Here is a 25,854-nt window from a genome sequence, read left to right as displayed (position 1 = left end):
GTGCGCTGGCTGACCCGGCAGGATCAATCTGCCTTGCTGGTGTGCACCATGTAGTTGACGTCCACGTCGTTGACCAGCTTGTAGTGCTTGGTCAGCGGGTTGTAGGTCAGGCCGATGATGTCCTTGACCTGCAGGCCGGCGTCGCGGCTCCAGGCGCCCAGTTCCGATGGGCGGATGAATTTCTTGAAGTCATGGGTGCCGCGCGGCAGCAGGCGCAAGATGTATTCGGCGCCAATCACCGCGAACAGGTAGGCCTTGGGATTGCGGTTGATGGTGGAGAAGAACACCTGGCCGCCGGGCTTGACCAGCTTGTGGCAGGCGCGAATCACCGACGACGGGTCGGGCACGTGCTCGAGCATTTCCAGGCAGGTGACCACGTCGAACTGGCCGGGCATCTCTTCTGCCATGGCTTCGGCGGTGATCTGCCGGTAATCGACTTCAACGCCCGATTCCAGCTGATGCAAGCGGGCCACAGCCAGCGGCGCTTCGCCCATGTCGATGCCGGTCACCGTGGCACCACGTTGAGCCATGGCTTCACTGAGAATGCCGCCACCGCAGCCAACGTCGAGTACCTTCTTGCCCGCCATCCCGGCGCGTTCGTCAATCCAGTTGACCCGCAGCGGGTTGATCTCGTGCAAGGGCTTGAACTCGCTTTCCTTGTCCCACCAGCGATGGGCGAGGGCTTCGAATTTGGCGATTTCGGCTTGGTCGACGTTGCTCATGGTTTTCCCTGAATAAAGCGAATGCGTATGACATGACGCGCAGTGCGTGCATGTTGCCAGCTTTGCTCGGCGCGCGGCTGGCCTCTGATGTGTGACAGTTTGCCGTAGTTTGCGCTCAATGGGTCGGACGCCCGGCTATCGGACACCCTAAAAATTACCGGCGTTGTCATCACTGCGTTAAAAACGGGCTCGAGCTGACTGCCTCGGCAAGGTTCTTAGCGGTGTCCGATTTTTGCGCCCCACTGTCGCGTGGTCGCGATGATGCGTTCCTCGTCGAGGCGCGTCAGTCTGCGGTCTTCGAGCAGTGGCTTGCCAGCGACCCAGAGGTGCTCGACGCAGTCTCGGGAGGTGGCGTAGATCAACTGCGAAACGGGGTCGTAGACCGGTTGCTGGGCCAGGCCGCGCAAGTCGAAGGCGACGATGTCGGCGGCCTTGCCGAGCTCCAGTGAGCCAATCTCGCCGTCGAGGCCCAGGGCGCGGGCGCCATTGAGGGTCGCCATGCGCAGCGCGCGGTGTGCGTCCAGGGCGCTGGCCGAGCCGGCTACGGCCTTGGCCAGCAGCGCGGCGGTGCGGGTCTCGCCGAGCAGGTCGAGGTCATTGTTGCTGGCGGCACCGTCGGTACCGATGGCGACATTGACGCCGGCCTGCCAGAGTTTCTCGACCGGGCAGAAGCCGCTGGCCAGCTTGAGGTTGGACTCCGGGCAGTGGATCACGCTGCTGTTGGTGGTGACCAGCAGGGCTATATCGTCATCATCGATCTGGGTCATGTGCACGGCCTGGAAGCGCGGGCCGAGCAGGCCGAGGCGGTGCAGGCGGGCCAGCGGGCGTTCGCCATGCTGTTCGAGGCTCTGCTGCACTTCGAAGGCGGTTTCGTGCACGTGCATATGAATGCCGGCGTCCAGCTCTTCGGCGAGGATGCGCAGTTTTTCGAGGTTCGCGTCACCGACGGTGTAGGGCGCGTGAGGGCCGAAGGCGACGCTCAGGCGCGAGTGGTGTCGCATTTCGTCGAACAGCGTCACGCCCTTGCGCAGCGCCTCGTCCGCGTCACGGGCGCCGGGGATGGCGAAATCCAGCACCGGAATGCTGATCTGCGCGCGCATGCCGCTGGCGTGCACCCGCTCGCAGGCCATTTCGGGGAAGAAGTACATGTCGGCGAAACAGCTGATACCGCTCTTTATCTGCTCGGCAATGGCCAGTTCGGTGCCGTCCTGAACGAACCGCTCATCGACCCACTTGGCTTCTGCCGGCCAGATGTGCTTTTCCAGCCAGGTCATCAGTGGCAGGTCGTCGGCCAGACCGCGGAACAGCGTCATTGCCGCGTGACCGTGGGCGTTGATCAGGCCCGGTGTCAGCAGGCGCCCAGGCAGCTCGCGGATCTGCGTGGCGCCGCGCCGCAAGGCATCAGCGCGTGGTGCGATAAGGGCGATCTTGCCATCGCGGATGCCCAGGCCGTGATCGTGCAGCACCACGCCTGCGGGCTCGACCGGCACCAGCCAGGTGGGCAGCAGTAAAAGGTCGAGCGGAGCGTCTGCCATGGGTGGGTTCCGTCGTTGAAAACGCCGAGTCTATAGAGGAATGCCGTGATCTTGAAAGTGCGTAGCGTCGCGCAGCGCCGTGCGCGAGGTGCGGCTGCCGGTTCGCGCGGCGTATACTGGCCGGCTTTCGAGGATGGAGTGGGTAATGCGCGAGCGTTTGCTGGCTGCCGAGCAGGTCGTGGGCTTTGTCTGGCGCGAGGGTGCCCTGCATGTGCTCGATCAACGCCGCCTGCCCGGTGAGCAGGTCTGGCATGCCTGTCATTCGGTGTCTGCCGTTGTGGAAATGCTTGCTGGCGGTGCGCTGCAGGGGGCTGCCGCCAGGGTCATCTGCGGTGCTTACGCCCTGGTGCTCGGGGCGCGCCAGCGTGCCGACGAGGGTGGCGACTGGTATGCCGGGTTGCAGGTGGATGCCAGTCGGCTCGCCGAGGCAGGCCTCCATGCCCTCGAATGCGAGCGTTTGCTGCTGCGGATGCACGAGCGGCTGGCGCGCTCGCGGCCTGGCGCGCAGCCGCTGGAGGTGATGGAGGACGAAGCCCACGGCATTCATCAGCGTGATCGCGAGGCCAGCCTGGTCATGGCACAGCTGGGGGTGGAACTGATTCGCGGTTTTCAGGGCAACTCGCAGAATCTGCTCAGCATCGGCTGCGCCGGAGCGCTGACCAGTGGTGGTTTTGGCACGGCGCTGGCGGTGATCCGCGCTGCTCGGCTCGAGGGGCTGCTGGAGCGCTGCTATCTGGGCGAAAGCCGCCCGTTGCTGCAGGGTGCTCGGCTGGCGGCCTGGGAGCTGCGTGAAGAGGGCATCGCCGTGGCGCTCAGCGCGGATGCTGCGCTGGCTCACCTGATGAAGGACCGTGGCATCACCTGGGCCATCGTCGGCGCCGAGCGAATCGCTGCCAACGGAGACGTGCTTGGCCTGATCGGCACCTATCAGCTGGCGGTCGCCGCCATGCACCATGGCGTACGGCTGATGGTGGTGGCGCCGAGCGCCGTCATCGACCTGCAGGCCGAGAGCGGCGAGGAATGTTTTCACGAGCTCGGTCATGCGCCGTTGGCCTATCCGCAGAGCGAGCGGGTGGCCGGTGTGGACGAGATCGAGCCGCAGTTCGACGTGACACCCGCCGATCTGGTGGATTTTGTGGTCACCGAGAAGGGCGTGATCGAACGCCCGGACGCTGCCAAGATCGCCCAGTTGATGTCGCGCAAGCGGCTGCACTGAGCCCCTGGCTTCATGAGCCTTCAGGGATAGGTGCGGGGCACGCTTTGTGGTAAGCTCCGGCAGTTTTCAGGGGCGCCGTCAGCGGTCGCCATTACTGCTCGAATGCATGGCATAACGTATTGATTTGTCGTGAGTCGTCGCTGGCCTGATGCCATTGCGACGCGCTTCGCCAGGTTCCCAATGAACGCGGCGGAGTTTCACCAGAAAAAAGGAATCAGGCTACTCATGGGCGAACTGGCCAAAGAAATCCTCCCGGTCAACATCGAAGACGAACTGAAACAGTCCTACCTCGACTACGCCATGAGCGTGATCGTCGGGCGTGCCTTGCCGGATGCGCGCGATGGTCTCAAGCCCGTGCACCGTCGGGTGCTGTTCGCCATGAGCGAGCTGGGCAACGACTGGAACAAGGCGTACAAGAAATCCGCCCGTGTGGTCGGTGACGTGATCGGTAAATATCACCCGCACGGTGATACCGCCGTTTACGACACCATCGTGCGTATGGCTCAGCCGTTCTCGCTGCGTTACCTGCTGGTCGATGGCCAGGGCAACTTCGGTTCGGTGGACGGCGACAACGCCGCAGCCATGCGATACACCGAAGTGCGCATGACCAAGCTGGCCCACGAGTTGCTGGCAGACCTGCACAAGGAAACCGTCGACTGGGTACCCAACTACGACGGTACCGAGCAGATCCCGGCGGTCATGCCGACCAAGATCCCCAACCTGCTGGTCAACGGTTCCAGCGGTATCGCCGTGGGCATGGCGACCAACATTCCGCCGCACAATCTGAGCGAAGTCATCGACGGCTGTCTGGCCCTGATCGACAACCCGGAGCTGACGGTCGATGACCTGATGCAGTACATCCCGGGGCCGGATTTCCCGACCGCAGGCATCATCAATGGCCGCGCCGGTATCGTTGAAGCATATCGCACCGGTCGTGGACGGATTTACATCCGTGCCCGCGCCGAGGTCGAAGACATCGACAAGGTTGGCGGTCGCCAGCAGATCGTCGTTACCGAGCTGCCTTACCAACTGAACAAGGCGCGCCTGATCGAGAAGATCGCCGAGCTGGTCAAGGAGAAGAAGCTCGAAGGCATCACCGAGCTGCGCGACGAGTCCGACAAGGACGGTATGCGCGTGGTCATCGAGCTGCGTCGCGGCGAAGTGCCCGAGGTGATCCTCAACAACCTCTATGCCCAGACCCAGATGCAGAGCGTCTTCGGCATCAACGTCGTAGCCCTGATCGACGGTCAGCCGAAGATTCTCAACCTCAAGGACATGCTCGACGCGTTCGTCCTGCACCGTCGTGAGGTGGTGACCCGGCGTACCGTGTTCGAACTGCGCAAGGCCCGTGAGCGCGGTCACATCCTCGAAGGCCAGGCCGTTGCGCTGTCCAACATCGACCCGGTCATCGCCCTGATCAAAGCCTCGCCCACGCCTTCCGAGGCCAAGGAAGCGCTGATCACCACCGCGTGGGAATCCACCGCCGTGGAAGCCATGGTCGAGCGCGCAGGTGCCGATTCGTGCCGCCCTGAGAACCTCGATCCGCAGTTCGGTCTGCGTGATGGCAAGTACTACCTGTCGCCGGAACAGGCCCAGGCGATCCTGGATCTGCGCCTGCACCGCCTGACCGGCCTCGAGCACGAGAAGCTGCTGGCCGAGTACCAGGAAATCCTCACCCAGATCGGCGAGCTGATCCGCATCCTCACCAGCGCCGTGCGCCTGATGGAAGTGATTCGTGAGGAGCTGGAAGCGGTCAAGGCCGAGTTCGGTGACAAGCGCCGTACCGAGATCCTCGATTCCCGTCTGGACCTGACCCTCGGCGACATGATCCCCGAAGAAGAACGCGTAGTGACCATTTCCCATGGTGGCTATGCCAAGACCCAGCCGTTGACCGCGTACCAGGCCCAGCGCCGCGGGGGCAAGGGCAAGTCGGCGACTGGCGTCAAGGATGAGGATTACATCGCTCACCTGCTGGTCGCCAACAGTCACGCCACGCTGCTGCTGTTTTCCAGCAAGGGCAAGGTGTACTGGCTCAAGACCTACGAAATTCCCGAAGCGTCCCGTGCTGCCCGTGGCCGTCCACTGGTCAACCTGCTGCCACTCGACGAGGGTGAGTACATCACCACCATGCTGCAGATCGACCTCGAAGCCCTGCAGCAGCAAGCCGGCGCCGACGACGTGGACGACAGCGACGATGCCGTGCTCGAAGGCGAGATCGTGGACGCCGAAGAAGTGGCTGAAGTCGCCGAGATCGAAGAAGTCGAAGGCGAGACCGCCGAGCTGGTGGCCGAACCGACCGGTGCCTACATCTTCATGGCCACCGCCTCCGGTACCGTGAAGAAAACCCCGCTGGTGCAATTCAGCCGTCCGCGCTCCAACGGCCTGATCGCGTTGAAGCTCAAGGAAGGTGACACCCTGATCGCCGCCGCCATCACCGACGGTGCCAAGGAAGTCATGCTGTTCTCCAGCTCCGGCAAGGTGATTCGTTTCGCTGAAAGCGTGGTGCGTGTCATGGGCCGTGGTGCCCGCGGTATTCGCGGCATGCGTATCAGCAAGGAACAGCGCCTGATCTCCATGCTGATCCCCGAGTCCGGTGCGCAGATTCTCACTGCTTCCGAGCGCGGTTTCGGCAAGCGCACGGCGCTCTCCAAGTTCCCGCGCCGTGGTCGTGGCGGTCAGGGCGTGATCGGCATGATCACCAAAGAGCGTAACGGTGCGCTGATCGGTGCCATCCAGGTGCAGGACGGCGAGGAAATCATGCTGATTTCCGACCAGGGCACCCTGGTGCGTACCCGTGTCGACGAAGTTTCCAGTTCCGGCCGTAACACGCAGGGCGTGACCCTGATCAAGCTGGCCAAGGACGAGAAACTGGTTGGCCTGGAGCGTGTGCAGGAGCCATCCGAAGAGGACATCGAAGAGGCGCTGGACGAAGAGGGCAATCCGATCGTCGTCGCCGACCTCGACGAGGCCGTTGCTGGCGATGAGCCGGCAGCGGAAGGTGACGAGCATGGCGAAGAGCGCGACGCGTAAGCGCGCCGCTTTGTCTGCAGCACCCTGGTGCTGCAGGCAACATTTCGCCAGATAGATGTAGCGCTGTAACCAGACAGTCAAGCGAGAGTGAATTGTGAGCAAGCGAGCCTATAACTTCTGCGCCGGCCCGGCCGCGCTTCCCGAAGCCGTTCTGCAGCGTGCCCAGGCCGAACTTCTAGACTGGCAGGGTAAAGGCCTGTCCGTCATGGAAATGAGCCACCGCAGTGACGAATACACGGCCATCGCTGAAAAGGCCGAGCAGGATCTGCGCGATCTGCTGACCATTCCCTCCGACTACAAGGTGCTGTTCCTGCAAGGTGGGGCCAGCCAGCAATTCGCGGAAATACCGCTCAACCTGCTGCCTGAAGACGGTACTGCCGATTACATCGATACCGGCATCTGGTCGAAGAAGAGCATCGAGGAGGCCCGCCGCTACGGCAACGTCAACGTCGCCGCCAGCGCCAAGGCCTACGACTACTTCGCCATTCCCGGGCAGAACGAGTGGCAGCTGTCCAAGGATGCCGCCTACCTGCATTACGCCAGCAACGAAACCATCGGTGGCCTGCAGTTCGACTGGATCCCCGAGGCTGGCGACGTACCGCTGGTGGTCGACATGTCGTCCGATATCCTCTCGCGTGAAGTGGATATCTCCAAGTTCGGCCTGATCTATGCCGGCGCTCAGAAGAACATCGGCCCCAGCGGGCTGGTGGTCGCGATCATCCGTGAAGACCTGCTCGGCCGCGCGCGCAGCGCCTGCCCGACCATGCTCAATTACAAGATCGCTGCCGACAACGGCTCGATGTACAACACCCCGGCGACCTTCTCCTGGTACCTTTCGGGGCTGGTCTTCGAGTGGCTGAAAGAGCAGGGCGGTGTGGCCGCCATGGAGCAGCGCAACAAGGCCAAGAAGGAACTGCTGTACGGCGTGATCGACGCCAGCGAGTTCTACAGCAACCCGATCGCCAGCAATGCCCGTTCGTGGATGAACGTACCCTTCCGTCTGGCTGACGAGCGTCTCGACAAACCGTTCCTGGCGGGTGCCGATGCCCGTGGCCTGCTCAACCTCAAGGGCCATCGCTCGGTGGGTGGCATGCGTGCGTCCATCTACAACGCAGTGGGCCTGGATGCCGTGCAGGCCCTGGTCGCTTACATGGCGGAGTTCGAGAAGGAGCACGGCTGATGACTGCGGATGCGAACACCGATCAGGCGCTGCAGGCTCTGCGCCTGCGCATCGATAGCCTGGACGAGAAGATTCTCGAACTGATCAGCGACCGTGCACGCTGTGCCGAAGAAGTGGCGCGGGTCAAGATGGCCTCGCTGCCCGCTGGCGAGCAGCCGGTGTTCTACCGTCCCGAGCGTGAGGCTCAGGTGCTCAAACGGGTGATGGAGCGTAATCGCGGCCCGCTTGGCAATGAGGAAATGGCGCGGCTGTTCCGTGAAATCATGTCCTCCTGCCTGGCGCTGGAGAATCCGCTGAAGGTCGCCTATCTGGGCCCGGAAGGTACCTTCTCCCAGGCGGCGGCCATGAAGCATTTCGGTCATGCCGTGATCAGTCAGCCCATGGCGGCTATCGACGAGGTGTTCCGCGAAGTGGTGGCCGGCGCCGTCAACTTCGGTGTAGTGCCCGTGGAGAACTCCACCGAAGGTGCGGTCAACCACACCCTCGACAGCTTCCTCGAGCACGATCTGGTGATCTGCGGCGAAGTGGAACTGCGCATCCACCATCATCTGCTGGTCGGCGACGCCACCAAGACCGACCGGATTACCCGCATCTATTCCCATGCCCAGTCTCTGGCCCAGTGCCGCAAGTGGCTGGACGCCCATTACCCGAACGTCGAGCGCGTGGCGGTTTCCAGCAACGCCGATGCCGCCCGCCGGGTGAAGAGCGAATGGAACTCGGCGGCCATCGCCGGTGACATGGCCGCCAACCTGTACGACCTGACCCGGCTCGCCGAGAAGATCGAGGATCGCCCGGATAACTCCACGCGCTTCCTGATCATCGGCAACCAGGAAGTCCCGCCGACCGGCGACGACAAGACCTCGGTGATCGTCTCCATGCGCAACAAGCCAGGCGCGCTGCACGAGTTGCTGGTGCCGTTCCACCAGAACGGTATCGACCTGACGCGCATCGAAACCCGTCCGTCGCGCAGCGGCAAGTGGACCTACGCCTTCTTCATCGATTTCGTCGGTCACCACCGCGATCCGCTGATCAAGGACGTGCTGGAAAAAATCAATGGGGAAGCCGTGGCGCTCAAGGTGCTGGGCTCCTACCCGAAGGCGGTACTTTAAACAGCAGCTGCAAGCTGCGAGCCACGAGCTGCAAATGAGCGGCGTTATGGCTTCTAGCTTGCGGCGTATAGCTTGAGGCTTGCAGCTATGTCTTGTGATTTCATCGCCCTGGCCCAGCCAGGCGTGCAGAAACTTTCCCCCTACGTGCCAGGCAAGCCGGTCGACGAGTTGGCCCGCGAGCTGAACATGGATCCGGCCAGCATCGTCAAACTGGCCAGTAACGAGAATCCGCTCGGCCCGAGCCCCAAGGCGCTGGCGGCAATTCGTGCCGAGCTCGACGAGCTGACTCGCTACCCCGACGGCAACGGTTTCACCCTGAAAACCCTGCTGGCCGAGCGCTGCGGCGTTTCCACCGCTCAGGTCACCCTGGGCAATGGCTCCAACGACATTCTCGAGCTGGTCGCCCGCGCCTACCTGGCCCCAGGTCTGAATGCGGTGTTCAGCGAGCACGCGTTCGCCGTGTACCCGATCGCTACCCAGGCCGTTGGCGCGCAGGCCAAGGTCGTGCCGGCGGTCAACTTCGGTCACGACTTGCCGGCCATGCTGGCGGCCATCGATGCCGACACCCGTGTGGTATTCATCGCCAACCCCAACAACCCGACCGGCACCTGGTTCGACACCCAGGCACTGCGCGATTTCCTCGCGGGCGTGCCGGAAAACGTGCTGGTGGTGCTGGACGAGGCCTACATCGAATATGCCGACGGCGATGAGCTGCCGGATGGCCTGGACTTCCTCGCTGGGCACGCCAATCTGCTGGTCTCGCGCACCTTCTCCAAAGCCTACGGGTTGGCCTCGCTGCGCGTCGGCTACGGCCTCAGCTCGACTCAGGTCGCCGACGTGCTGAACCGTGTGCGTCAGCCGTTCAACGTCAACAGCTTCGCACTGGCCGCGGCCTGCGCGGCGTTCGACGATGCCGAGTATCTGGCCCGCAGCCGTGAAATCAACGCAGCTGGCATGTTGCAATTGCAGGAAGGTTGCCGCGAGTTGGGCCTGGGCTGGATTCCGTCCAAGGCCAATTTCCTGGCCATCGACTTTGCTCGTGATACCGCTGCGATCAACCAGGGGTTGTTGCGCGAGGGAGTGATCGTACGGCCAGTCGCCGGCTACGGCATGCCCAACCACCTGCGCGTTTCCATCGGCCTGCCGGCCGAGAACGCCCGCTTCCTGGAAGCGCTGCGCAAGGTGCTCAACGCGTGACCGAAGGCATGACACCGATAAACAAGCCTTTGGTCGAACGCCTGGTCGTGGTTGGCCTCGGGCTGATCGGCGGCTCTTTCGCCAAGGGCCTGCGTGCCCGTGGCGTGTGTCGCGAGGTCGTTGGCGTCGATCTGGATCCGCAGGCGCGCCGCATGGCCGTCGAGCTGGGGGTGGTGGACCGCTGCGAGGAGCAGTTGGCTGCCGCCTGTCAGGGCGCGGATGTGATCATGCTGGCGGTCCCTATCCTGGCCATGGAGCGTTTGCTCGGCGAGTTGGCCAGGCTGGATCTGGGCGATGCCGTGCTCACTGATGCGGGTAGCGCGAAAGGCAACGTGGTGCGCGCTGCGGATGCGGTCTTCGGTGGCGTGCCGGCGCGCTTCGTGCCGGGCCACCCGATTGCCGGCTCCGAGCAGAGCGGGGTGGAGGCGGCCAATGGCGAGCTGTTCAAGCGCCACAAGGTGATCCTCACGCCGCTGCCACAGACTGATGCGATTGCGCTGCAGCGCGTCGATCAACTGTGGCGCGAGCTGGGCGCCGACGTCGAGCACATGCAGGTCGAGCACCACGATCAGGTGCTCGCTGCCACCAGTCATTTGCCACATCTGCTGGCCTTTGGTCTGGTCGACTCGCTGGCCAAACGCAACGAGAATCTGGAAATTTTCCGCTATGCCGCTGGCGGCTTCCGCGATTTCACGAGAATCGCCGGCAGTGATCCGGTCATGTGGCACGACATCTTCCTCGCCAACCGCGAGGCGGTGCTGCGCACTCTGGATGTATTTCGCGACGACCTAGACGCCTTGCGCGATGCGGTCGACGCAGGGGACGGGCATCACCTGCTGGGCGTATTCACTCGCGCCCGCGTGGCCCGCGAACATTTCAGCAAAATACTGGCCCGTCGGGCCTATGTGGACGCTATGCACTCGAACGATCTGGTTTTCCTGGCTAATCCTGGTGGCAATGTCCGTGGGCGTATCCGCGTTCCAGGCGACAAGTCCATCTCCCACCGCTCGATCATGCTCGGCTCCCTGGCCGAAGGCACTACCGAGGTCGAAGGTTTTCTCGAGGGCGAAGACGCCCTGGCGACCCTGCAGGCTTTCCGCGACATGGGCGTGGTCATCGAAGGGCCGCACCATGGCCGCGTGACCGTGCATGGCGTTGGCCTGCACGGCCTGAAGCCGCCACCCGGTCCGCTCTACGTAGGCAATTCCGGCACTTCCATGCGCCTGTTGTCCGGCTTGCTGGCTGGCCAGCCCTTCGATGTGACCATGACCGGTGATGCATCGCTGTCCAAGCGCCCGATGAACCGCGTGGCCAATCCGCTGCGCGAAATGGGGGCCGTGGTCGAGACCGGCCCGGACGGTCGCCCACCGCTGACCATCCGTGGTGGCCAGAAGCTCAAGGCACTGACCTACACCTTGCCGATGGCCAGCGCCCAGGTTAAGTCCTGCCTGCTGCTGGCGGGTCTGTACGCCGAAGGCGTGACCACTGTTACCGAGCCGGCGCCGACCCGTGACCACACCGAGCGCATGCTGCGCGGCTTCGGTTATGCCGTCGAGTCCAACGGGCCGGTGGCTTCCCTGCAGGCCGGTGGCAAGTTGACGGCTACCCGCATCGAAGTGCCGGCGGACATTTCCTCGGCAGCGTTCTTTCTGGTGGCGGCTTCCATCGCCGAAGGCTCTGACCTGCTGCTCGAGCATGTCGGCATCAACCCGACGCGTATCGGCGTGATCGAGATTCTGCGCCTGATGGGCGGTGACATCACCCTGGAGAACCCGCGTGAAGTCGGGGGCGAGCCTGTGGCTGACCTGCGCGTGCGCGGCGCCAAGCTCAAGGGGATCGAAATTCCCGAAGCGCTGGTGCCCCTGGCCATCGACGAGTTCCCGGTACTGTTCATCGCTGCGGTCTGCGCCGAAGGTCGCACCGTACTGCGTGGCGCCGAAGAGCTGCGCGTGAAGGAGTCCGACCGTATCCAGGTGATGGCCGACGGCCTGACCAGTCTGGGCGTGAAGGTCGAGCCGACCGAAGACGGCATCATCATCGACGGTGGCCAGGCCATTGGCGGTGGCGAAGTGCACAGCCACGGCGACCACCGCATCGCCATGGCCTTCAGCGTCGCCTCGCTGCGTGCGACGGCGCCAATCCGCATCCATGACTGCGCCAACGTCGCCACCTCGTTTCCCAACTTCCTGGCTCTGGCCGAGCAGGTTGGCATTCGTGTGGCCGTGGAGGGTCAGCAATGAGCGTCAACGCGCCGGTCATTACCATCGACGGGCCGAGTGGCTCGGGCAAGGGCACGGTTGCCGGTCTGCTGGCCAGGCAGCTGGGCTGGAACCTGCTGGATTCCGGCGCGCTGTATCGTCTGCTGGCATTCTCCGCACGCAATCATGGCGTCGACCTGACCAACGAAGAGTCGCTGAAGCTGCTGGCCGCGCACCTCGACGTGCAGTTCCTCGCTGCCGGTGACGGCAAGCCACAGCGCATCATCCTCGAAGGCGAGGAGGTGACCGACGCCATCCGTAACGAGCAGATCGGTGCCGGTGCTTCTCAGGTCGCGGCACTGCCAGCGGTGCGTGATGCGCTGCTGCAGCGCCAACGCGCCTTCAACGAGGCGCCGGGCCTGGTGGCCGATGGTCGTGACATGGGCACCGTGGTGTTTCCAGAGGCCCCACTGAAGGTTTTCCTGACCGCCAGCGCCGAGGAACGTGCCAATCGACGTTACCTGCAGTTGAAGGCGAAGGGCGATGATGTTAATCTCGCGAGTCTTCTTGATGAGATTCGGGCACGCGATGAGCGTGATACCCAGCGTGCGGTGGCTCCGCTCAAGCCGGCAGCCGACGCGATCCAGCTGGATTCCACCGAATTGTCCATCGAGCAGGTGCTGGAAAGAATTCTGAGCGAAGTCGCCAATCGCGACCTCGCCGGTTGAAAAGAGCCATTTTCGGCTCGCAGGGGAGGCATACGGGGATACCAGTCCTAGTCCCGTAGGCCTTCTTTTATATGAATAAACCCGCATTGTCTGGAATGCGGAGCAGGGCGAATCCCCGCCCGATCCAACAGGAATCAACATGAGCGAAAGCTTTGCAGAACTTTTTGAAGAAAGCCTGAAAACCCTGGACATGCAGCCGGGTGCCATCATCACTGGCATCGTGGTCGACATCGACGGCGACTGGGTTACCGTTCACGCTGGCCTGAAGTCCGAGGGCGTCATCCCTCTGGAGCAGTTCTTCAACGAACAAGGCGAGCTGACCATCAAGGTCGGTGACGAAGTCCACGTTGCGCTGGACGCGGTTGAAGATGGCTTTGGTGAAACCAAGCTGTCCCGCGAAAAAGCCAAGCGCGCCGAGTGCTGGATCGTCCTGGAAGCAGCTTTCGCCGCTGAGGAAGTGGTCAAGGGCGTTATCAACGGTAAGGTTAAAGGCGGCTTCACTGTCGACGTTAACGGCATCCGTGCGTTCCTGCCAGGTTCCTTGGTCGATGTCCGTCCGGTGCGTGATACCACTCACCTGGAAGGCAAAGAGCTCGAATTCAAGGTCATCAAGCTCGACCAGAAGCGCAACAACGTTGTCGTTTCCCGTCGTAGCGTCCTGGAAGCCGAAAACTCCGCAGAGCGCGAAGCCCTGCTGGAATCGCTGCAGGAAGGCCAACAGGTCAAAGGTATCGTCAAGAACCTCACCGACTACGGCGCATTCGTGGATCTGGGTGGCGTCGATGGCCTGCTGCACATCACCGACATGGCCTGGAAGCGTATCAAGCACCCGTCCGAGATCGTCAACGTTGGCGACGAGATCGACGTCAAGGTTCTGAAGTACGATCGCGAGCGTAACCGTGTTTCCCTGGGCCTGAAGCAACTGGGCGAAGACCCATGGGTTGCTATCAAGGCGCGTTACCCGGAAAGCACCCGCGTTGTTGCGCGCGTGACCAACCTGACCGACTACGGCTGCTTCGCAGAGCTGGAAGAAGGCGTGGAAGGCCTGGTACACGTTTCCGAAATGGACTGGACCAACAAGAACATCCACCCGTCGAAAGTCGTTCAGGTTGGCGACGAAGTGGAAGTCATGGTTCTGGACATCGACGAAGAGCGTCGTCGTATCTCCCTGGGTATCAAGCAGTGCAAAACCAACCCATGGGAAGATTTCTCCGGTCAGTTCAACAAGGGTGACAAGATCTCCGGCACCATCAAGTCGATCACCGATTTCGGTATCTTCATTGGTCTGGACGGCGGCATCGACGGTCTGGTTCACCTGTCCGACATCTCCTGGAACGAAGTCGGCGAAGAAGCCGTACGTCGCTTCAAGAAGGGCGACGAACTGGAAACCGTCATCCTGTCGGTCGACCCAGAGCGTGAGCGCATCTCCCTGGGCATCAAGCAACTGGAAGAAGATCCGTTCTCCGACTACGTTGCAGTCAACGACAAAGGCACTATCGTTCGCGGTACTGTGAAAGAAGTTGACGCCAAGGGCGCGATCATCACCCTGGCCGACGGCATCGAAGCTACTCTGAAAGCCTCCGAAATCAGCCGTGACCGCGTTGAAGATGCGCGCAACGTTCTGAAAGAAGGCGAAGAAGTCGAGGCCAAGATCATCAGCGTGGATCGCAAGAGCCGCGTGATCAGCCTGTCCGTCAAGTCGAAAGACGTTGAAGACGAAAAAGAAGCAATCAAGGAAATGCGTAAGCAGGAAGTTGAAACTTCCGGTCCGACCACCATCGGTGATCTGATCCGCGCGCAAATGGAAAACCAGAACTAAGTTCGGGTAATCCAGAAAAAGGGCGACTTCGGTCGCCCTTTTTTGTGGGCGTCGTTCAGGTATACAGCTTCGAATCGAGTTTCAGCCGCAGACGGGCGATCACCTCGGCTAAATCGCACAGGGTCCGAAAGCCTGGTCCTCCAAGGTGATTCCGCCCCGGCAGCCGTATCGCAGGGTGGTCACTCCGGATCGAGATTCTTGACCAGATTCAGGCAGCGCTTGAGCAGCGGTGAATCGTCATCCTTGCGGTAACTGATGACGATCGGCGAGGTGGCGCTGACGTCGAGCAGGGGCGTGTAGCCAATATCGTCGCGGTGCAGGCGCTGTACCGAAGCCGGCACCAAAGTGATGCCGATGCCAGCGGCCACCAAGCCAATGGCGGTCTGCAGCTCGTTGGTCATCTGTGCTACGCGAATCTTCAAGCCATTGCGCGCGAACAGCCCGAGCACATGGTCGGCATAGCTGGGCCTTGGCGTGCCTGGATAGAGCACGAACGGTTCCCGTGCCAGGTCTTCCAACGATGCGGGGGCGGCGAGCAGATGATGGCCAGCGGGCAGGGCGGCGACCAGTGGATCTTCACGAATGACCTCCTGCACGATGGCCGGGTCCTCGATATGGATGCGCCCGAAACCGATATCGATGCGGCCGCGTTTGAGGGCTTCCACCTGCTGCAGGGTGATCAGTTCGGACAACCCCAGCTCGATGGCGGCCTCGCTGCGCAGCTGACGGATCAGCTCCGGAAGTGCGCCATACAGTGTGGAAGGAGCGAAGCCGATTCCCAGCCAGCGTCTTTGCCCTTCGGCGATCCGCCGCGTGTCTTCGCTGACGCGGCCAAGCTGCTCAAGCAACTGCACGGAATGCTCATAGAAGAACCGACCAGCCTCGGTCAGGCGCAACGGCCTGCCGCGCTCGATCAGGGCCACGCCCAACTCATCTTCCAATTGCTGGATTTGCCGGCTCAGCGGCGGCTGGGCGATATGCAGGCGTTCTGCTGCGCGGGTGAAATTAAGGGTTTCCGCGAGCACGCGAAAGTAGCGCAGGTGGCGCAGCTCCATGATACCTCCAGGGTATGAAACCAGACCGATTCAATATTGGACTGGCTTATTTGCTGAGGTCAATCTGTGCCGGAACAAAAATAAAACCTGAAGGATATGCTCGTGATGACTCGCATCCTTTGCTCCTCCACCGCGTTCTTGCGCCTGGCTGGCCTTCTGAGCGAGGCGCCGCAGCGCTGCGTCTCGCAGCCTTTTGCCAGTCGTTCTGACCTGCATACGGATCACTTCCAATGAGCGTTCCCCTGATCGAAAGCCTCGAGACCCTGATCGTCGATCTGCCGACCATTCGCCCGCACAAGCTGGCGATGCACACCATGCAGCGGCAGACCCTGGTGATCCTGCGCCTGCGCTGCAGTGACGGTATCGAAGGTGTCGGTGAAGCCACCACCATTGGTGGCCTGGCCTATGCCGGGGAAAGCCCGGAAAGCATCAAGACCAACATCGATACCTACTTCGCACCGCTGCTGATCGGCCAGCCGGCCGGCAACATCAACGCCGCGATGCTGCGCATCGACCGCAACGTGCGCGCCAACACCTTCGCCCGCTCGGCAGTGGAAACCGCCTTGCTCGACGCCCAGGGCAAGCGTCTTGGCCTGCCGGTTGCCGAGCTGCTCGGTGGCCGTGTGCGTAACGGTCTGGAAGTCGCCTGGACGCTGGCCAGTGGCAATACCGCCACAGACATCGAAGAGGCCGAGCGCATGCTCGACCTGCGTCGCCACCGGATTTTCAAGCTGAAGATCGGCAGCCGCGATGCGTCGCTGGATATCGCCCACGTGGCGGCCATCAAGCGCGCATTGGGCGACCGTGCCAGCGTTCGGGTAGACGTCAACCAGGCGTGGAGCGAAGCGGTGGCCATGCGCGCCTGCCAGGCGCTCGGCGATGCCGGCGTCGACCTGATCGAGCAGCCGATTCCTCGCCAGGACGTGCAGGCCCAGGCGCGCGTCAGCGCCCGCAGCCCAGCGCCGATCATGGCCGACGAAGCCATCGAGAGCGTGGAAGACAGTTTCAACCTGGCCCGTGCCGGCGCCGCACCGGTGTTCGCCCTGAAGATCGCCAAGAATGGTGGCCCGCGCGCCGTGCTGCGCAGCGCCCATATCGCCGAAGCCGCGGGTATCGCTCTGTACGGCGGCACCATGCTCGAAGGCAGTGTCGGCACCCTGGCCTCGGCCCATGCCTTCGCCACCCTCAGCAAGCTGGAGTGGCACACCGAGCTGTTCGGGCCGCTGCTGCTGACCGAGGACATCCTCGTCGAGGTGCCGATGTACCGCGATTTCGAACTGAAGATCCCGACCACGCCCGGCCTTGGTGTGACGCTCGATGAAGAGCGTCTGCAGCACTTCCGCCGTCGTTGATGCCTACCGAAAGGACGTTGCCATGCTGTTCCATGTGCGCATGACCGTAAAACTGCCCACCGATATGCCGGCCGAACAGGTCGCCCGCCTGAAGGCCGATGAAAAAGAGCTGGCCCAGCGTCTGCAGGGCGAGGGCACCTGGCGCCATCTATGGCGAATTGCCGGGCTGTACGCCAACGTCAGCGTGTTCGACGTGGCCGACGCCCAGGCTCTGCATGACACTCTGATGCAACTGCCGCTCTACCCCTACATGGAGATCGAGGTCATGGCGCTGTGTCATCACCCGTCCTCGATCCATGATGACGATCGCTGATTCGCCAGCATAATCCGTTCAAGAAAAAAACAAGATGAGGAAAAGACCATGACCGTACGTATCGCCCAGACCGTGGATGTGCAGAAGTTCTTCGAAGAGGCCAGTGGTTTCAGCAATGACCAGGGCAGCGCGCGCATGAAGACGGTGATTCACCGCCTGCTCAACGACACCGCGAAGCTCATCGAGGATCTTCAGATCACCCCGGAAGAATTCTGGAAAGCGGTGCACTACCTCAACGAACTCGGCAGCCGCCAGGAGGCTGGTTTGGTTGTCGCCGGTCTGGGTATCGAGCATTACCTCGACATGCTGATGGACGCCGAGGACGAAGAGGCCGGTCGCACGGGCGGTACCCCACGCACCATCGAGGGGCCGTTGTATGTCGCCGGAGCGCCGCTGAGCAAGGGCGAAGCCCGTCTGGACGATGGTCAGGATGCCGGTACACCGCTGTTCATGCAGGGCCGTGTGTTCGATACCGACGGCAAGCCATTGGCCGGTGCCATCGTCGACGTCTGGCACGCCAACACGGGCGGCACCTATTCCTACTTCGATCCCGCGCAGTCGGAGTTCAACCTGCGTCGCCGCATCGAGACCGATGCCGAGGGCCGCTATCGCTTTCGCAGCATCGTGCCGTCCGGCTACGGCTGCCCGCCCGATGGCCCGACCCAGCAACTGCTCGACCAGCTCGGCCGCCATGGCCAGCGTCCGGCCCACGTGCATTTCTTCATCTCGGCACCCGGCCATCGGCATTTGACTACCCAGATCAATCTGGATGGCGACAAGTACCTGCACGATGACTTCGCCTACGCCACCCGCGATGAGCTGATTGCGAAGATCGATTTCTTCGAGGATGCGGCGCGTGCCAGTGCCCACGGGGTGGCAGGACGCTTCGCCGAAATCGAATTCGATTTCACCTTGCAATCCACCGCTGAGCCCAAGGCCCAGCAACGCCACGAGCGGGTGAGGGCGCTGGAGGCCTGAGGGCTGCTCTGTCAGGCCCGGTTCTGAACCTGGCAAGCCTGGATTACCCCCTGCACAGGGGGTAATTGTGTTTGGCATGTAGGCCCGAAGCTGAGGGCTGTGTGGATACGCCGTGCAGGCCCATGGATGATGCGGCTGGCGGGTGTCGGGCGGGAAGGGAGAGCGGTTCAAGCATTGTTCGATTATCGAACAAATAATCGATTATCGGATTGTTAGCTCGCTATGGGCTGGGTACCTTGTACTCACACGGCGCAATAGCCGCCCCACGGTTTCCAGAGCAATAAGACGAGAACGACCATGGCTGAAATTCTCTCCCTGCGCGAGGCGGTTGAGCGCTTCGTTCACGACGGTGACACCATCGCCCTCGAAGGCTTCACCCATCTGATTCCCACTGCGGCTTCCCATGAACTGATCCGTCAGGGCAAGAAAGACCTGACGCTGGTGCGCATGACACCGGATCTGGTCTATGACCTGCTGATCGGTGCGGGTTGCGCCAAGCGTCTGATTTTCTCCTGGGGTGGCAACCCCGGTGTCGGCTCCCTGCACCGTCTGCGCGACGCGGTCGAGAAGCACTGGCCGCACAAGCTGGAAATCAGCGAGCACAGCCACGCGGCGATGGCCAACGCCTACGTCGCTGGCGCATCCAATCTGCCGTTCGCCGTGCTGCGCGGCTATCAGGGCTCGGACCTGGTCAAGGTCAACCCGGAAATCAAGTTCATCGAATGCCCGTACACCGGCGAGAGCCTGGCTACCGTACCGAGCGTGCGTCCTGACGTCACCGTCATCCACGCGCAGAAGGCCGACCGCAAGGGCAACGTGCTGATTCAGGGCATTCTCGGTGTGCAGAAGGAGGCCGCTCTGGCTGCCAAGCGTTGCATCGTCACCGTCGAGGAAATCGTCGACGACCTGCAAGCACCGATGAACGCCTGCGTACTGCCGACCTGGGCACTGACTGCCGTCTGTGTGGTGCCGGGCGGTGCTCATCCATCCTATGCCCATGGCTATTACGAGCGTGACAACCGCTTCTACCAGGCCTGGGATCCCATCGCCCGCGACCGTGAAACCTTCACTGCCTGGATCGATGAATACATCCGTGGCACCGAGGATTTTGCGCAGTACCAGGCGAAGGTTAACGGGGAGGCCAAGTGATGAGCGAGTTCAACACCAATGAAATGATGACCGTGGCCGCCGCGCGCCGCCTCGGCAATGGCAGCGTCTGCTTCGTCGGCATCGGTTTGCCGTCCAAGGCGGCCAACCTGGCGCGTCTGACCCACGCCCCGGAAGTGGTACTGATCTACGAATCCGGCCCGATCGGCGCCAAGCCCACCGTGCTGCCGCTGTCCATCGGTGATGGTGAGCTGGCCGAGACGGCCGATACCGTGGTGCCGACCGGCGAGATCTTTCGCTACTGGCTGCAGGGCGGTCGTATCGATGTCGGCTTCCTCGGCGCGGCCCAGGTCGACAAGTTCGGCAATATCAACACCACGGTGATCGGTGATTACCATGCGCCGAAAGTGCGTCTGCCGGGTGCCGGTGGCGCGCCGGAAATCGCTGGCAGCGCCAAGAAGGTGCTGATCATCCTCAAGCAGGGTCATCGCACCTTCGTCGACAAGCTGGCGTTCATCACGTCGGTGGGCCATGGCGAGGGTGGCGATCACCGCAAGCGCCTCGGCCTGCCGGGCGACGGCCCGGTCGCGATCATCACCGACCTGTGCATCATGGAGCCGGAAGCGGGCAGCAACGAATTCATCGTTACCTCCCTGCATCCGGGCGTGAGCCGTGAGCAGGTGGTCGAGAACACCGGCTGGCAGATCCGTTTCGCCGACAACGTGACCACCACCGAAGCGCCGAAAGCCGAAGAACTGGCTGCGCTGCGTGATCTGGAAGCACGCACCGCCGCTGCCCATGGGCAGAAGGGGAGTGACGAATGACTCGCGATGTATTCATTTGCGATGCGGTGCGTACGCCGATCGGTCGGCTCAATGGCGGCCTCTCCGCGGTACGCGCCGACGACCTGGCAGCCATTCCGCTGAAGGCACTGATCGAACGTAATCCGCAGGTCGACTGGTCGGCGGTCGATGAAGTGTTCATGGGCTGCGCCAATCAGTCCGGCGAGGACAACCGCAACGTCGCCCGTATGGCGCTGCTGCTCGCTGGCCTGCCGGAGACGGTGCCTGGCGTGACCCTCAACCGCCTCTGCGCCTCGGGCATGGAAGCGGTGGGTGCTGCCTTCCGAGCCATCGCTTCCGGGGAAATGGAGCTGGCCATCGCTGCCGGCGTCGAATCGATGACCCGCGCGCCATACGTGATGGGCAAGGCGGACAGTGCCTTTGGCCGTGGCCAGAAGCTCGAAGACACCACCCTGGGCTGGCGTTTCGTCAATCCGGCGATGAAGGAGCGCTACGGCGTCGACCCGATGCCGGTGACCGGTGACAACGTGGCCGAAGATTACGGCGTCAGCCGTGCCGACCAGGACGCCTTCGGTCTGCGCAGCCAGCAGCGTGCCGCCGTGGCGCAGCAAAGTGGTTACTACGCCGAGGAAATCGTGCCGGTAGTGATCAAGACCAAGAAGGGTGAAAGCATCGTCGATACCGACGAACACCCTCGCGCCGACACCACCGCCGAGGCACTTGCCAAGCTCAAGCCGGTCAACGGCCCGGACAAGACGGTGACTGCAGGCAACGCCTCGGGCCTCAACGACGGGGCGTCGGCGATGATCCTGGCGTCTGCCGAAGCGGTGCAGAAATATGGCCTCAAGGCCCGCGCCAAGGTACTCGGCATGGCCAGCGGTGGCGTGGCCCCTCGGGTCATGGGTGTCGGCCCGGTACCGGCGGTACGCAAGCTGCTGAGCCGCCTGAACCTCGATATCGATGCCTTTGACGTGATCGAACTGAACGAGGCGTTCGCCGCTCAGGGGCTGGCGGTCACCCGTGATCTCGGCCTGGCGGACGACAGCCCCAAGGTCAATCCGAACGGCGGCGCCATCGCCCTCGGCCACCCCTTGGGCATGAGCGGCAACCGCCTGGTGCTGACTGCCGTACACCACCTGGAAAAGACCGGCGGCAAGCTCGGTCTGGCGACCATGTGCGTGGGCGTCGGCCAGGGGCTGGCATTGGCGATCGAGCGCGTCTAGAAACCTGCAGATCGACCATGGGGCGTTACTCATGCGCTGTTTGGTGGGCTGAAGCCCACCCTACGTTACGTCGGGTGCTTGTCTCTTGTAGGGTGGGCTTCAGCCCACCAACATCGACGACCGCCAAGAGTCCGGCGATATGCCCACAGGTCCCAGAGTTTGTTTGCTTCGGTATCGGACAGGGCTCCACGCCGCCGTGTCCGGTACCGGTGCAAGCGATCAGGCGGGGTAATAATGCTCGAATCATTTGGTTACATGTAAGTCGGAGTAGGGAACCGTCCCGTTCCTTACCAGTGAGTATCCATGATGAGTTCCGAAGCCAGCACGGTGTACGAAGCCCCGAACTACAGCCCGGAAGAGCGCCGCAAGCGCATCTTCGCCATCGTCGGCGCTTCCTCGGGCAATCTGGTCGAGTGGTTCGATTTCTACGTGTATGCCTTCTGCGCGATCTACTTCGCGCCAGCTTTCTTTCCGTCCGACGACCCCACCGTCCAGTTGCTCAATACCGCAGGTGTATTCGCTGCCGGGTTTCTGATGCGACCGATTGGCGGCTGGGTATTTGGCCGGGTTGCCGACAAGTACGGACGCAAGGTCTCGATGATGATCTCCGTGCTGATGATGTGCCTGGGGTCGCTGGCCATCGCCTTCATGCCGACCTATGACAGCATCGGCGCCCTGGCACCGCTGCTGCTATTGCTGGCGCGCCTGTTCCAGGGGCTGTCGGTGGGCGGCGAGTACGGCACTACGGCGACCTACATGAGCGAAGTGGCGCTCAAGGGGCAGCGCGGGTTCTTCGCGTCGTTCCAGTACGTCACGCTGATTGGCGGGCAATTGCTGGCCGTGCTGGTGGTCGTGATCCTGCAGCAACTGCTCACCGAAGATGAGCTGCGTGCCTGGGGTTGGCGCATCCCGTTCGTGATCGGTGCCCTGGCTGCCGTGGTGGCCTTCTACCTGCGCCGTTCGCTGGACGAGACCGCCAAGAAGGACCAGATCGGCAACAAGGAGTCGGGCAGCATCGCCTACCTGTTCAAGCACCACAAAGCGGCGTTCTTCACCGTGCTTGGCTATACCGCCGGTGGCTCGCTGATCTTCTATACCTTCACCACCTACATGCAGAAGTACCTGGTCAATTCGGCAGGCATGAGCGCCAAGACCGCCAGCGGCATCATGACCGCTGCGCTGTTTCTGTTCATGATCATGCAGCCGCTGTTCGGCGCCTTGTCCGATCGCATCGGTCGACGCACCTCTATGCTCTGGTTCGGTGCCCTGGGGGCGATCTTCACCTGGCCGATCCTGGCGCTGCTGCAGACCGTGCACAATCCGGTGGTGGCCTTCCTGCTGATCATTGTGGCCCTGGCCATCGTCAGCCTGTATACCTCGATAAGCGGCCTGGTGAAGGCCGAGATGTTCCCGCCGGAAGTCCGCGCCCTGGGCGTCGGCCTGGCTTACGCGGTAGCCAATGCGCTATTCGGCGGGTCTGCCGAATACGTGGCCCTGGGCCTGAAGTCCATTGGCCTGGAGCAAACCTTCTACTGGTACGTGTCGGGCATGATGGTGCTGGCCTTTCTGGTCAGCTTGCGTCTGCCGCGCCAGGCCAGTTACCTACACCATGATCATTGACCACGGAGTTTCAGCAGTATGAGTTCAAGGCCCTGCAGCCAGTTGTTCGATGCCTACTTCACCAGTGCGCCGATGCGTGAGGTGTTCAGCGACCATGGCCGCGTGCAGGGCATGCTCGACTTCGAGGCGGCGCTGGCCAGGGCCGAGGCTGCGGTCGGCGTGATTCCCGCGGCAGTGGTCGCCGATATCGAGGCTGCCTGCCGGGCCGAACTCTATGATTTCGATGCCCTGGCCATCGCCATCGGCAGCGCCGGCAACTCGGCGATTCCGCTGGTCAAGGCGCTGGGCAAACGCATCGCCGCGCAGAGTGAAGAGGCCGAGCGCTACGTGCACCTGGGCGCCACCAGCCAGGACGCCATGGACAGCGGCTTGGTGCTGCAACTGCGCGCCGCCATCGTGCTGCTGGAAAACGACCTCGATGCCTTGAGCCGACTGTTGGCCGAACAGGCCGAGCGCCATGCGGCCACGCCCATGGCCGGGCGCACCTGGCTGCAGCACGCCACGCCGGTAACCTTGGGTATGAAGATCGCTGGGTGGCTGGGGGCGGTCGACCGCCATCGCCAGCGTCTCGCAGAGATCAAACCGCGCCTGCTGTGCCTGCAGTTCGGTGGGGCGTCCGGCAGCCTGGCGGCGCTGGGCGACAAGGCCTGGCCGGTGGCCGAAGCGTTGGCGGCTGAGCTGGATCTGCAACTGCCTGAACAGCCCTGGCACACCCAGCGCGATCGTCTGGTCGAGTTCGCCAGCCTGCTTGGCATGATCGCCGGCAGCCTGGGCAAGCTGGGCCGCGACCTCAGCCTGCTGATGCAGACCGAGGCCGGCGAGTTGTTCGAGCCCTCTGCGCCAGGCAAGGGCGGTTCCTCGACCATGCCGCACAAGCGTAACCCGGTCAGCGCTGCGGTGCTGATCGGCGCCGCGACCCGCGCGCCCGGCCTGGTTGCCACCATGTTCGCGGCCATGCCTCAGGAGCACGAGCGCAGCCTCGGCCTGTGGCATGCCGAATGGGAGACCCTGCCGGAGCTCTGCTGCCTGGTGTCCGGTGCCTTGCAGCAAGCGCTGCTGGTGGTGCCAGGGCTCGAGGTGGATGCCGGGCGCATGGCCCGCAACCTCGACCTGACCCGTGGCCTGGTGCTGGCCGAGGCGGTGAGCATCGCCCTGGCGCAACGCATCGGTCGTGACGCGGCTCACCGCCTGGTCGAGCAGTGCTGCAAACAGGCGGTGAAGGAGGGCGCTCATCTGCGTGAAGTGCTGGGCGCCAATTCCGAGGTCACTGCCCAGCTGTCCGCGGAAGAACTGGATCACCTGCTCGATCCTGCCCATTACCTGGGCCAGGCGCGCCGCTGGGTCGAGCGTGCCGTGGCGCAGAGCCGCGAACTGAATTCGTAGATCATCTAGGAGATTGTCATGCCCGTGGTATCCCTCGCCGATGGCGACCTGAACTACAAACTCGAAGGCCCGGCGGATGCGCCGGTGCTGGTGCTGTCCAATTCCCTGGGCACCAACCTGCACATGTGGGACGCGCAGATGCCGGCGTTCAGCGAGCATTTTCGTGTGCTGCGCTACGACACCCGTGGCCATGGCCAATCGCTGGTCAGCTCCGGCTTCTACAGCATCGAACAGAACGGCCGCGACGTCCTCGCGCTGCTCGACGCGCTGAACATCGACACGGTGCATTTCTGTGGCCTGTCCATGGGCGGTTTGATCGGTCAGTGGTTCGGCCTCAACGCCGGCGAGCGTCTGCAGCGCCTGGTGCTGTGCAACACCGCCGCCAAGATTGGCACCGATGAGATCTGGAGCACCCGCATCGACACCGTGCTCAAGGGGGGCGAGAAGGCCATGCGCGATTTGCGCGATGCCTCCATCGAGCGTTGGTTCACCCCGCCATTCGCTGCCAAGCACCCGGAAAAGGTCGACCCCATCGTTACCATGCTGGCGCAGACCTCGCCCCAGGGCTACGCGGCCAACTGCGCGGCGGTACGCGATGCCGATTACCGTGAGCAGATCGCTGCGATCGAGGCGCCGACCCTGATCGTCTGCGGTACCGGCGATGCGGTGACCACGCCGGAGCATGGCCGCTTCATGCAGGAACGCATCGCCGGTGCCGAGCTGGTCGAGTTCGACGCCGCGCACCTGTCCAACGTGCAGGCAGGCGAGTTGTTCACCCGGCGTGTGCTGGATTTTCTGCGCGCCAAATGACTGAGCGCTCTACCCCATGAAACCGGAGTTACCGATGGACGAGAAACAACGCTACGAAGCCGGCATGCAGGTGCGCCGCGCGGTGCTGGGCGATACCCACGTCGACCGCAGCCTGGAAAAGCTGACGCCGTTCAACGAAGAATTTCAGGAAATGATCACCCGTCATGCCTGGGGTGATATCTGGACGCGTCCGGGATTGCCGCGCCATACCCGCAGCCTGATCACCATCGCCATGCTGATCGGCATGAACCGCGAGGGTGAATTGAAGCTGCACCTCAAGGCTGCCAAGAACAATGGCGTCACCCGTGAGGAACTCAAGGAATTGATCATGCAGAGCGCGATCTATTGCGGCATTCCCGCTGCCAATGCGACCTTCCACCTCGCGGAAGAGCTGTGGGACGAAGTCGGCGTCGAGTCGCTGAACAAGGCGTAGGCACGTTTCGTAGGGTGGAAGACGCTGTTTTCTTCTACCAGGC

Annotated in this window: 21 protein-coding genes; 18 read left to right on the top strand and 3 right to left on the bottom strand. The window is 62.8% G+C overall.

Annotated features, from left to right (window positions below; all coding sequences use genetic code 11):
* Window positions 1–23: 23 nt before the first annotated feature.
* Both ubiG and QRN22_RS23630 read right to left on the bottom strand, forming a co-directional pair.
* Window positions 24–722: a bifunctional 2-polyprenyl-6-hydroxyphenol methylase/3-demethylubiquinol 3-O-methyltransferase UbiG gene (gene ubiG / locus QRN22_RS23635; RefSeq protein ID WP_042554061.1), complete on the bottom strand. Its 699-nt coding sequence runs from the start codon at window positions 720–722 to the stop codon at window positions 24–26.
* A 215-nt stretch (window positions 723–937) separates the two neighbouring features.
* On the bottom strand, window positions 938–2,257 hold the full coding sequence (locus QRN22_RS23630; protein WP_042554062.1) for a TRZ/ATZ family hydrolase: 1,320 nt from the start codon (window positions 2,255–2,257) through the stop codon (window positions 938–940).
* A gap of 145 nt (window positions 2,258–2,402) precedes the next feature.
* On the opposite strand from QRN22_RS23630, the gene QRN22_RS23625 reads away from it, so the two are divergent.
* The 8 genes from QRN22_RS23625 (at window position 2,403) to rpsA (ending at window position 14,734) form a co-directional block, all read left to right on the top strand.
* A complete protein-coding gene (locus QRN22_RS23625) occupies window positions 2,403–3,473 on the top strand; it encodes a s-methyl-5-thioribose-1-phosphate isomerase (protein ID WP_042554063.1) in 1,071 nt (356 codons plus the stop codon).
* 225 nt (window positions 3,474–3,698) lie between these two features.
* Window positions 3,699–6,503 (top strand): DNA gyrase subunit A, encoded by a 2,805-nt coding sequence (gyrA, locus tag QRN22_RS23620; RefSeq protein ID WP_042554064.1) that lies wholly within the window; start codon window positions 3,699–3,701, stop codon window positions 6,501–6,503.
* 94 nt (window positions 6,504–6,597) lie between these two features.
* Window positions 6,598–7,683: a 3-phosphoserine/phosphohydroxythreonine transaminase gene (serC, locus tag QRN22_RS23615; RefSeq protein ID WP_042554065.1), complete on the top strand. Its 1,086-nt coding sequence runs from the start codon at window positions 6,598–6,600 to the stop codon at window positions 7,681–7,683.
* The gene (gene pheA / locus QRN22_RS23610) at window positions 7,683–8,792 is read left to right on the top strand and encodes a prephenate dehydratase (protein ID WP_042554066.1); all 1,110 of its coding nucleotides are present in this window, start codon (window positions 7,683–7,685) and stop codon (window positions 8,790–8,792) included. The genes serC and pheA overlap by 1 nt, the downstream gene beginning before the upstream one ends.
* A gap of 87 nt (window positions 8,793–8,879) precedes the next feature.
* Window positions 8,880–9,989, top strand: a complete 1,110-nt coding sequence (hisC, locus tag QRN22_RS23605) for a histidinol-phosphate transaminase (RefSeq protein WP_042554067.1) — start codon at window positions 8,880–8,882, stop codon at window positions 9,987–9,989.
* A 29-nt stretch (window positions 9,990–10,018) separates the two neighbouring features.
* Complete coding sequence (locus QRN22_RS23600) at window positions 10,019–12,229, top strand: bifunctional prephenate dehydrogenase/3-phosphoshikimate 1-carboxyvinyltransferase (protein ID WP_082045795.1); 2,211 nt, start codon at window positions 10,019–10,021, stop codon at window positions 12,227–12,229.
* Window positions 12,226–12,915, top strand: a complete 690-nt coding sequence (cmk, locus tag QRN22_RS23595) for a (d)CMP kinase (protein ID WP_042554068.1) — start codon at window positions 12,226–12,228, stop codon at window positions 12,913–12,915. Before QRN22_RS23600 ends, cmk begins: the two co-directional genes overlap by 4 nt.
* A 139-nt stretch (window positions 12,916–13,054) precedes the next feature.
* Entirely contained in the window at window positions 13,055–14,734 is a 1,680-nt protein-coding gene (rpsA, locus tag QRN22_RS23590) for a 30S ribosomal protein S1 (RefSeq protein ID WP_042554069.1), read from the top strand.
* A 179-nt stretch (window positions 14,735–14,913) separates the two neighbouring features.
* Here rpsA and QRN22_RS23585 read toward each other — a convergent pair whose 3' ends face one another.
* Window positions 14,914–15,789, bottom strand: coding sequence for a LysR family transcriptional regulator (locus QRN22_RS23585; RefSeq protein ID WP_042554070.1), 876 nt, complete (start codon window positions 15,787–15,789; stop codon window positions 14,914–14,916).
* Between the two features lie 230 nt (window positions 15,790–16,019).
* On the opposite strand from QRN22_RS23585, the gene QRN22_RS23580 reads away from it, so the two are divergent.
* The 10 genes from QRN22_RS23580 to pcaC all read left to right on the top strand — a co-directional run bounded on the left by QRN22_RS23580 (window position 16,020) and on the right by pcaC (window position 25,811).
* Window positions 16,020–17,141, top strand: coding sequence for a muconate cycloisomerase family protein (locus QRN22_RS23580; RefSeq protein ID WP_042554071.1), 1,122 nt, complete (start codon window positions 16,020–16,022; stop codon window positions 17,139–17,141).
* A gap of 22 nt (window positions 17,142–17,163) precedes the next feature.
* Complete coding sequence (gene catC / locus QRN22_RS23575) at window positions 17,164–17,454, top strand: muconolactone Delta-isomerase (RefSeq protein WP_042554072.1); 291 nt, start codon at window positions 17,164–17,166, stop codon at window positions 17,452–17,454.
* A 48-nt stretch (window positions 17,455–17,502) separates the two neighbouring features.
* A complete protein-coding gene (gene catA / locus QRN22_RS23570; protein ID WP_042554073.1) occupies window positions 17,503–18,432 on the top strand; it encodes a catechol 1,2-dioxygenase in 930 nt (309 codons plus the stop codon).
* 297 nt (window positions 18,433–18,729) lie between these two features.
* Entirely contained in the window at window positions 18,730–19,581 is an 852-nt protein-coding gene (locus QRN22_RS23565) for a CoA transferase subunit A (RefSeq protein ID WP_042554074.1), read from the top strand.
* The gene (locus tag QRN22_RS23560; protein WP_042554075.1) at window positions 19,581–20,363 is read left to right on the top strand and encodes a CoA-transferase subunit beta; all 783 of its coding nucleotides are present in this window, start codon (window positions 19,581–19,583) and stop codon (window positions 20,361–20,363) included. Before QRN22_RS23565 ends, QRN22_RS23560 begins: the two co-directional genes overlap by 1 nt.
* The gene (gene pcaF / locus QRN22_RS23555) at window positions 20,360–21,565 is read left to right on the top strand and encodes a 3-oxoadipyl-CoA thiolase (protein WP_042554076.1); all 1,206 of its coding nucleotides are present in this window, start codon (window positions 20,360–20,362) and stop codon (window positions 21,563–21,565) included. Before QRN22_RS23560 ends, pcaF begins: the two co-directional genes overlap by 4 nt.
* 306 nt (window positions 21,566–21,871) lie before the next feature.
* The gene (locus QRN22_RS23550; RefSeq protein WP_042554193.1) at window positions 21,872–23,185 is read left to right on the top strand and encodes an MFS family transporter; all 1,314 of its coding nucleotides are present in this window, start codon (window positions 21,872–21,874) and stop codon (window positions 23,183–23,185) included.
* Window positions 23,186–23,203: 18 nt separating this feature from the next.
* Window positions 23,204–24,568, top strand: a complete 1,365-nt coding sequence (locus QRN22_RS23545; RefSeq protein ID WP_042554077.1) for a 3-carboxy-cis,cis-muconate cycloisomerase — start codon at window positions 23,204–23,206, stop codon at window positions 24,566–24,568.
* An 18-nt stretch (window positions 24,569–24,586) separates the two neighbouring features.
* A complete protein-coding gene (pcaD, locus tag QRN22_RS23540; protein ID WP_042554078.1) occupies window positions 24,587–25,378 on the top strand; it encodes a 3-oxoadipate enol-lactonase in 792 nt (263 codons plus the stop codon).
* Window positions 25,379–25,412: 34 nt separating this feature from the next.
* Complete coding sequence (pcaC, locus tag QRN22_RS23535) at window positions 25,413–25,811, top strand: 4-carboxymuconolactone decarboxylase (protein WP_042554079.1); 399 nt, start codon at window positions 25,413–25,415, stop codon at window positions 25,809–25,811.
* The last annotated feature ends 43 nt before the right edge of the window (window positions 25,812–25,854 follow it).

Origin of the sequence: Pseudomonas sp. MEJ086, assembly GCF_030209025.1 — a bacterium.
GTDB classification, from domain to species: domain Bacteria; phylum Pseudomonadota; class Gammaproteobacteria; order Pseudomonadales; family Pseudomonadaceae; genus Aquipseudomonas; species Aquipseudomonas fulva_A.
This window is presented reverse-complemented; position numbering and strand designations above follow the sequence as displayed.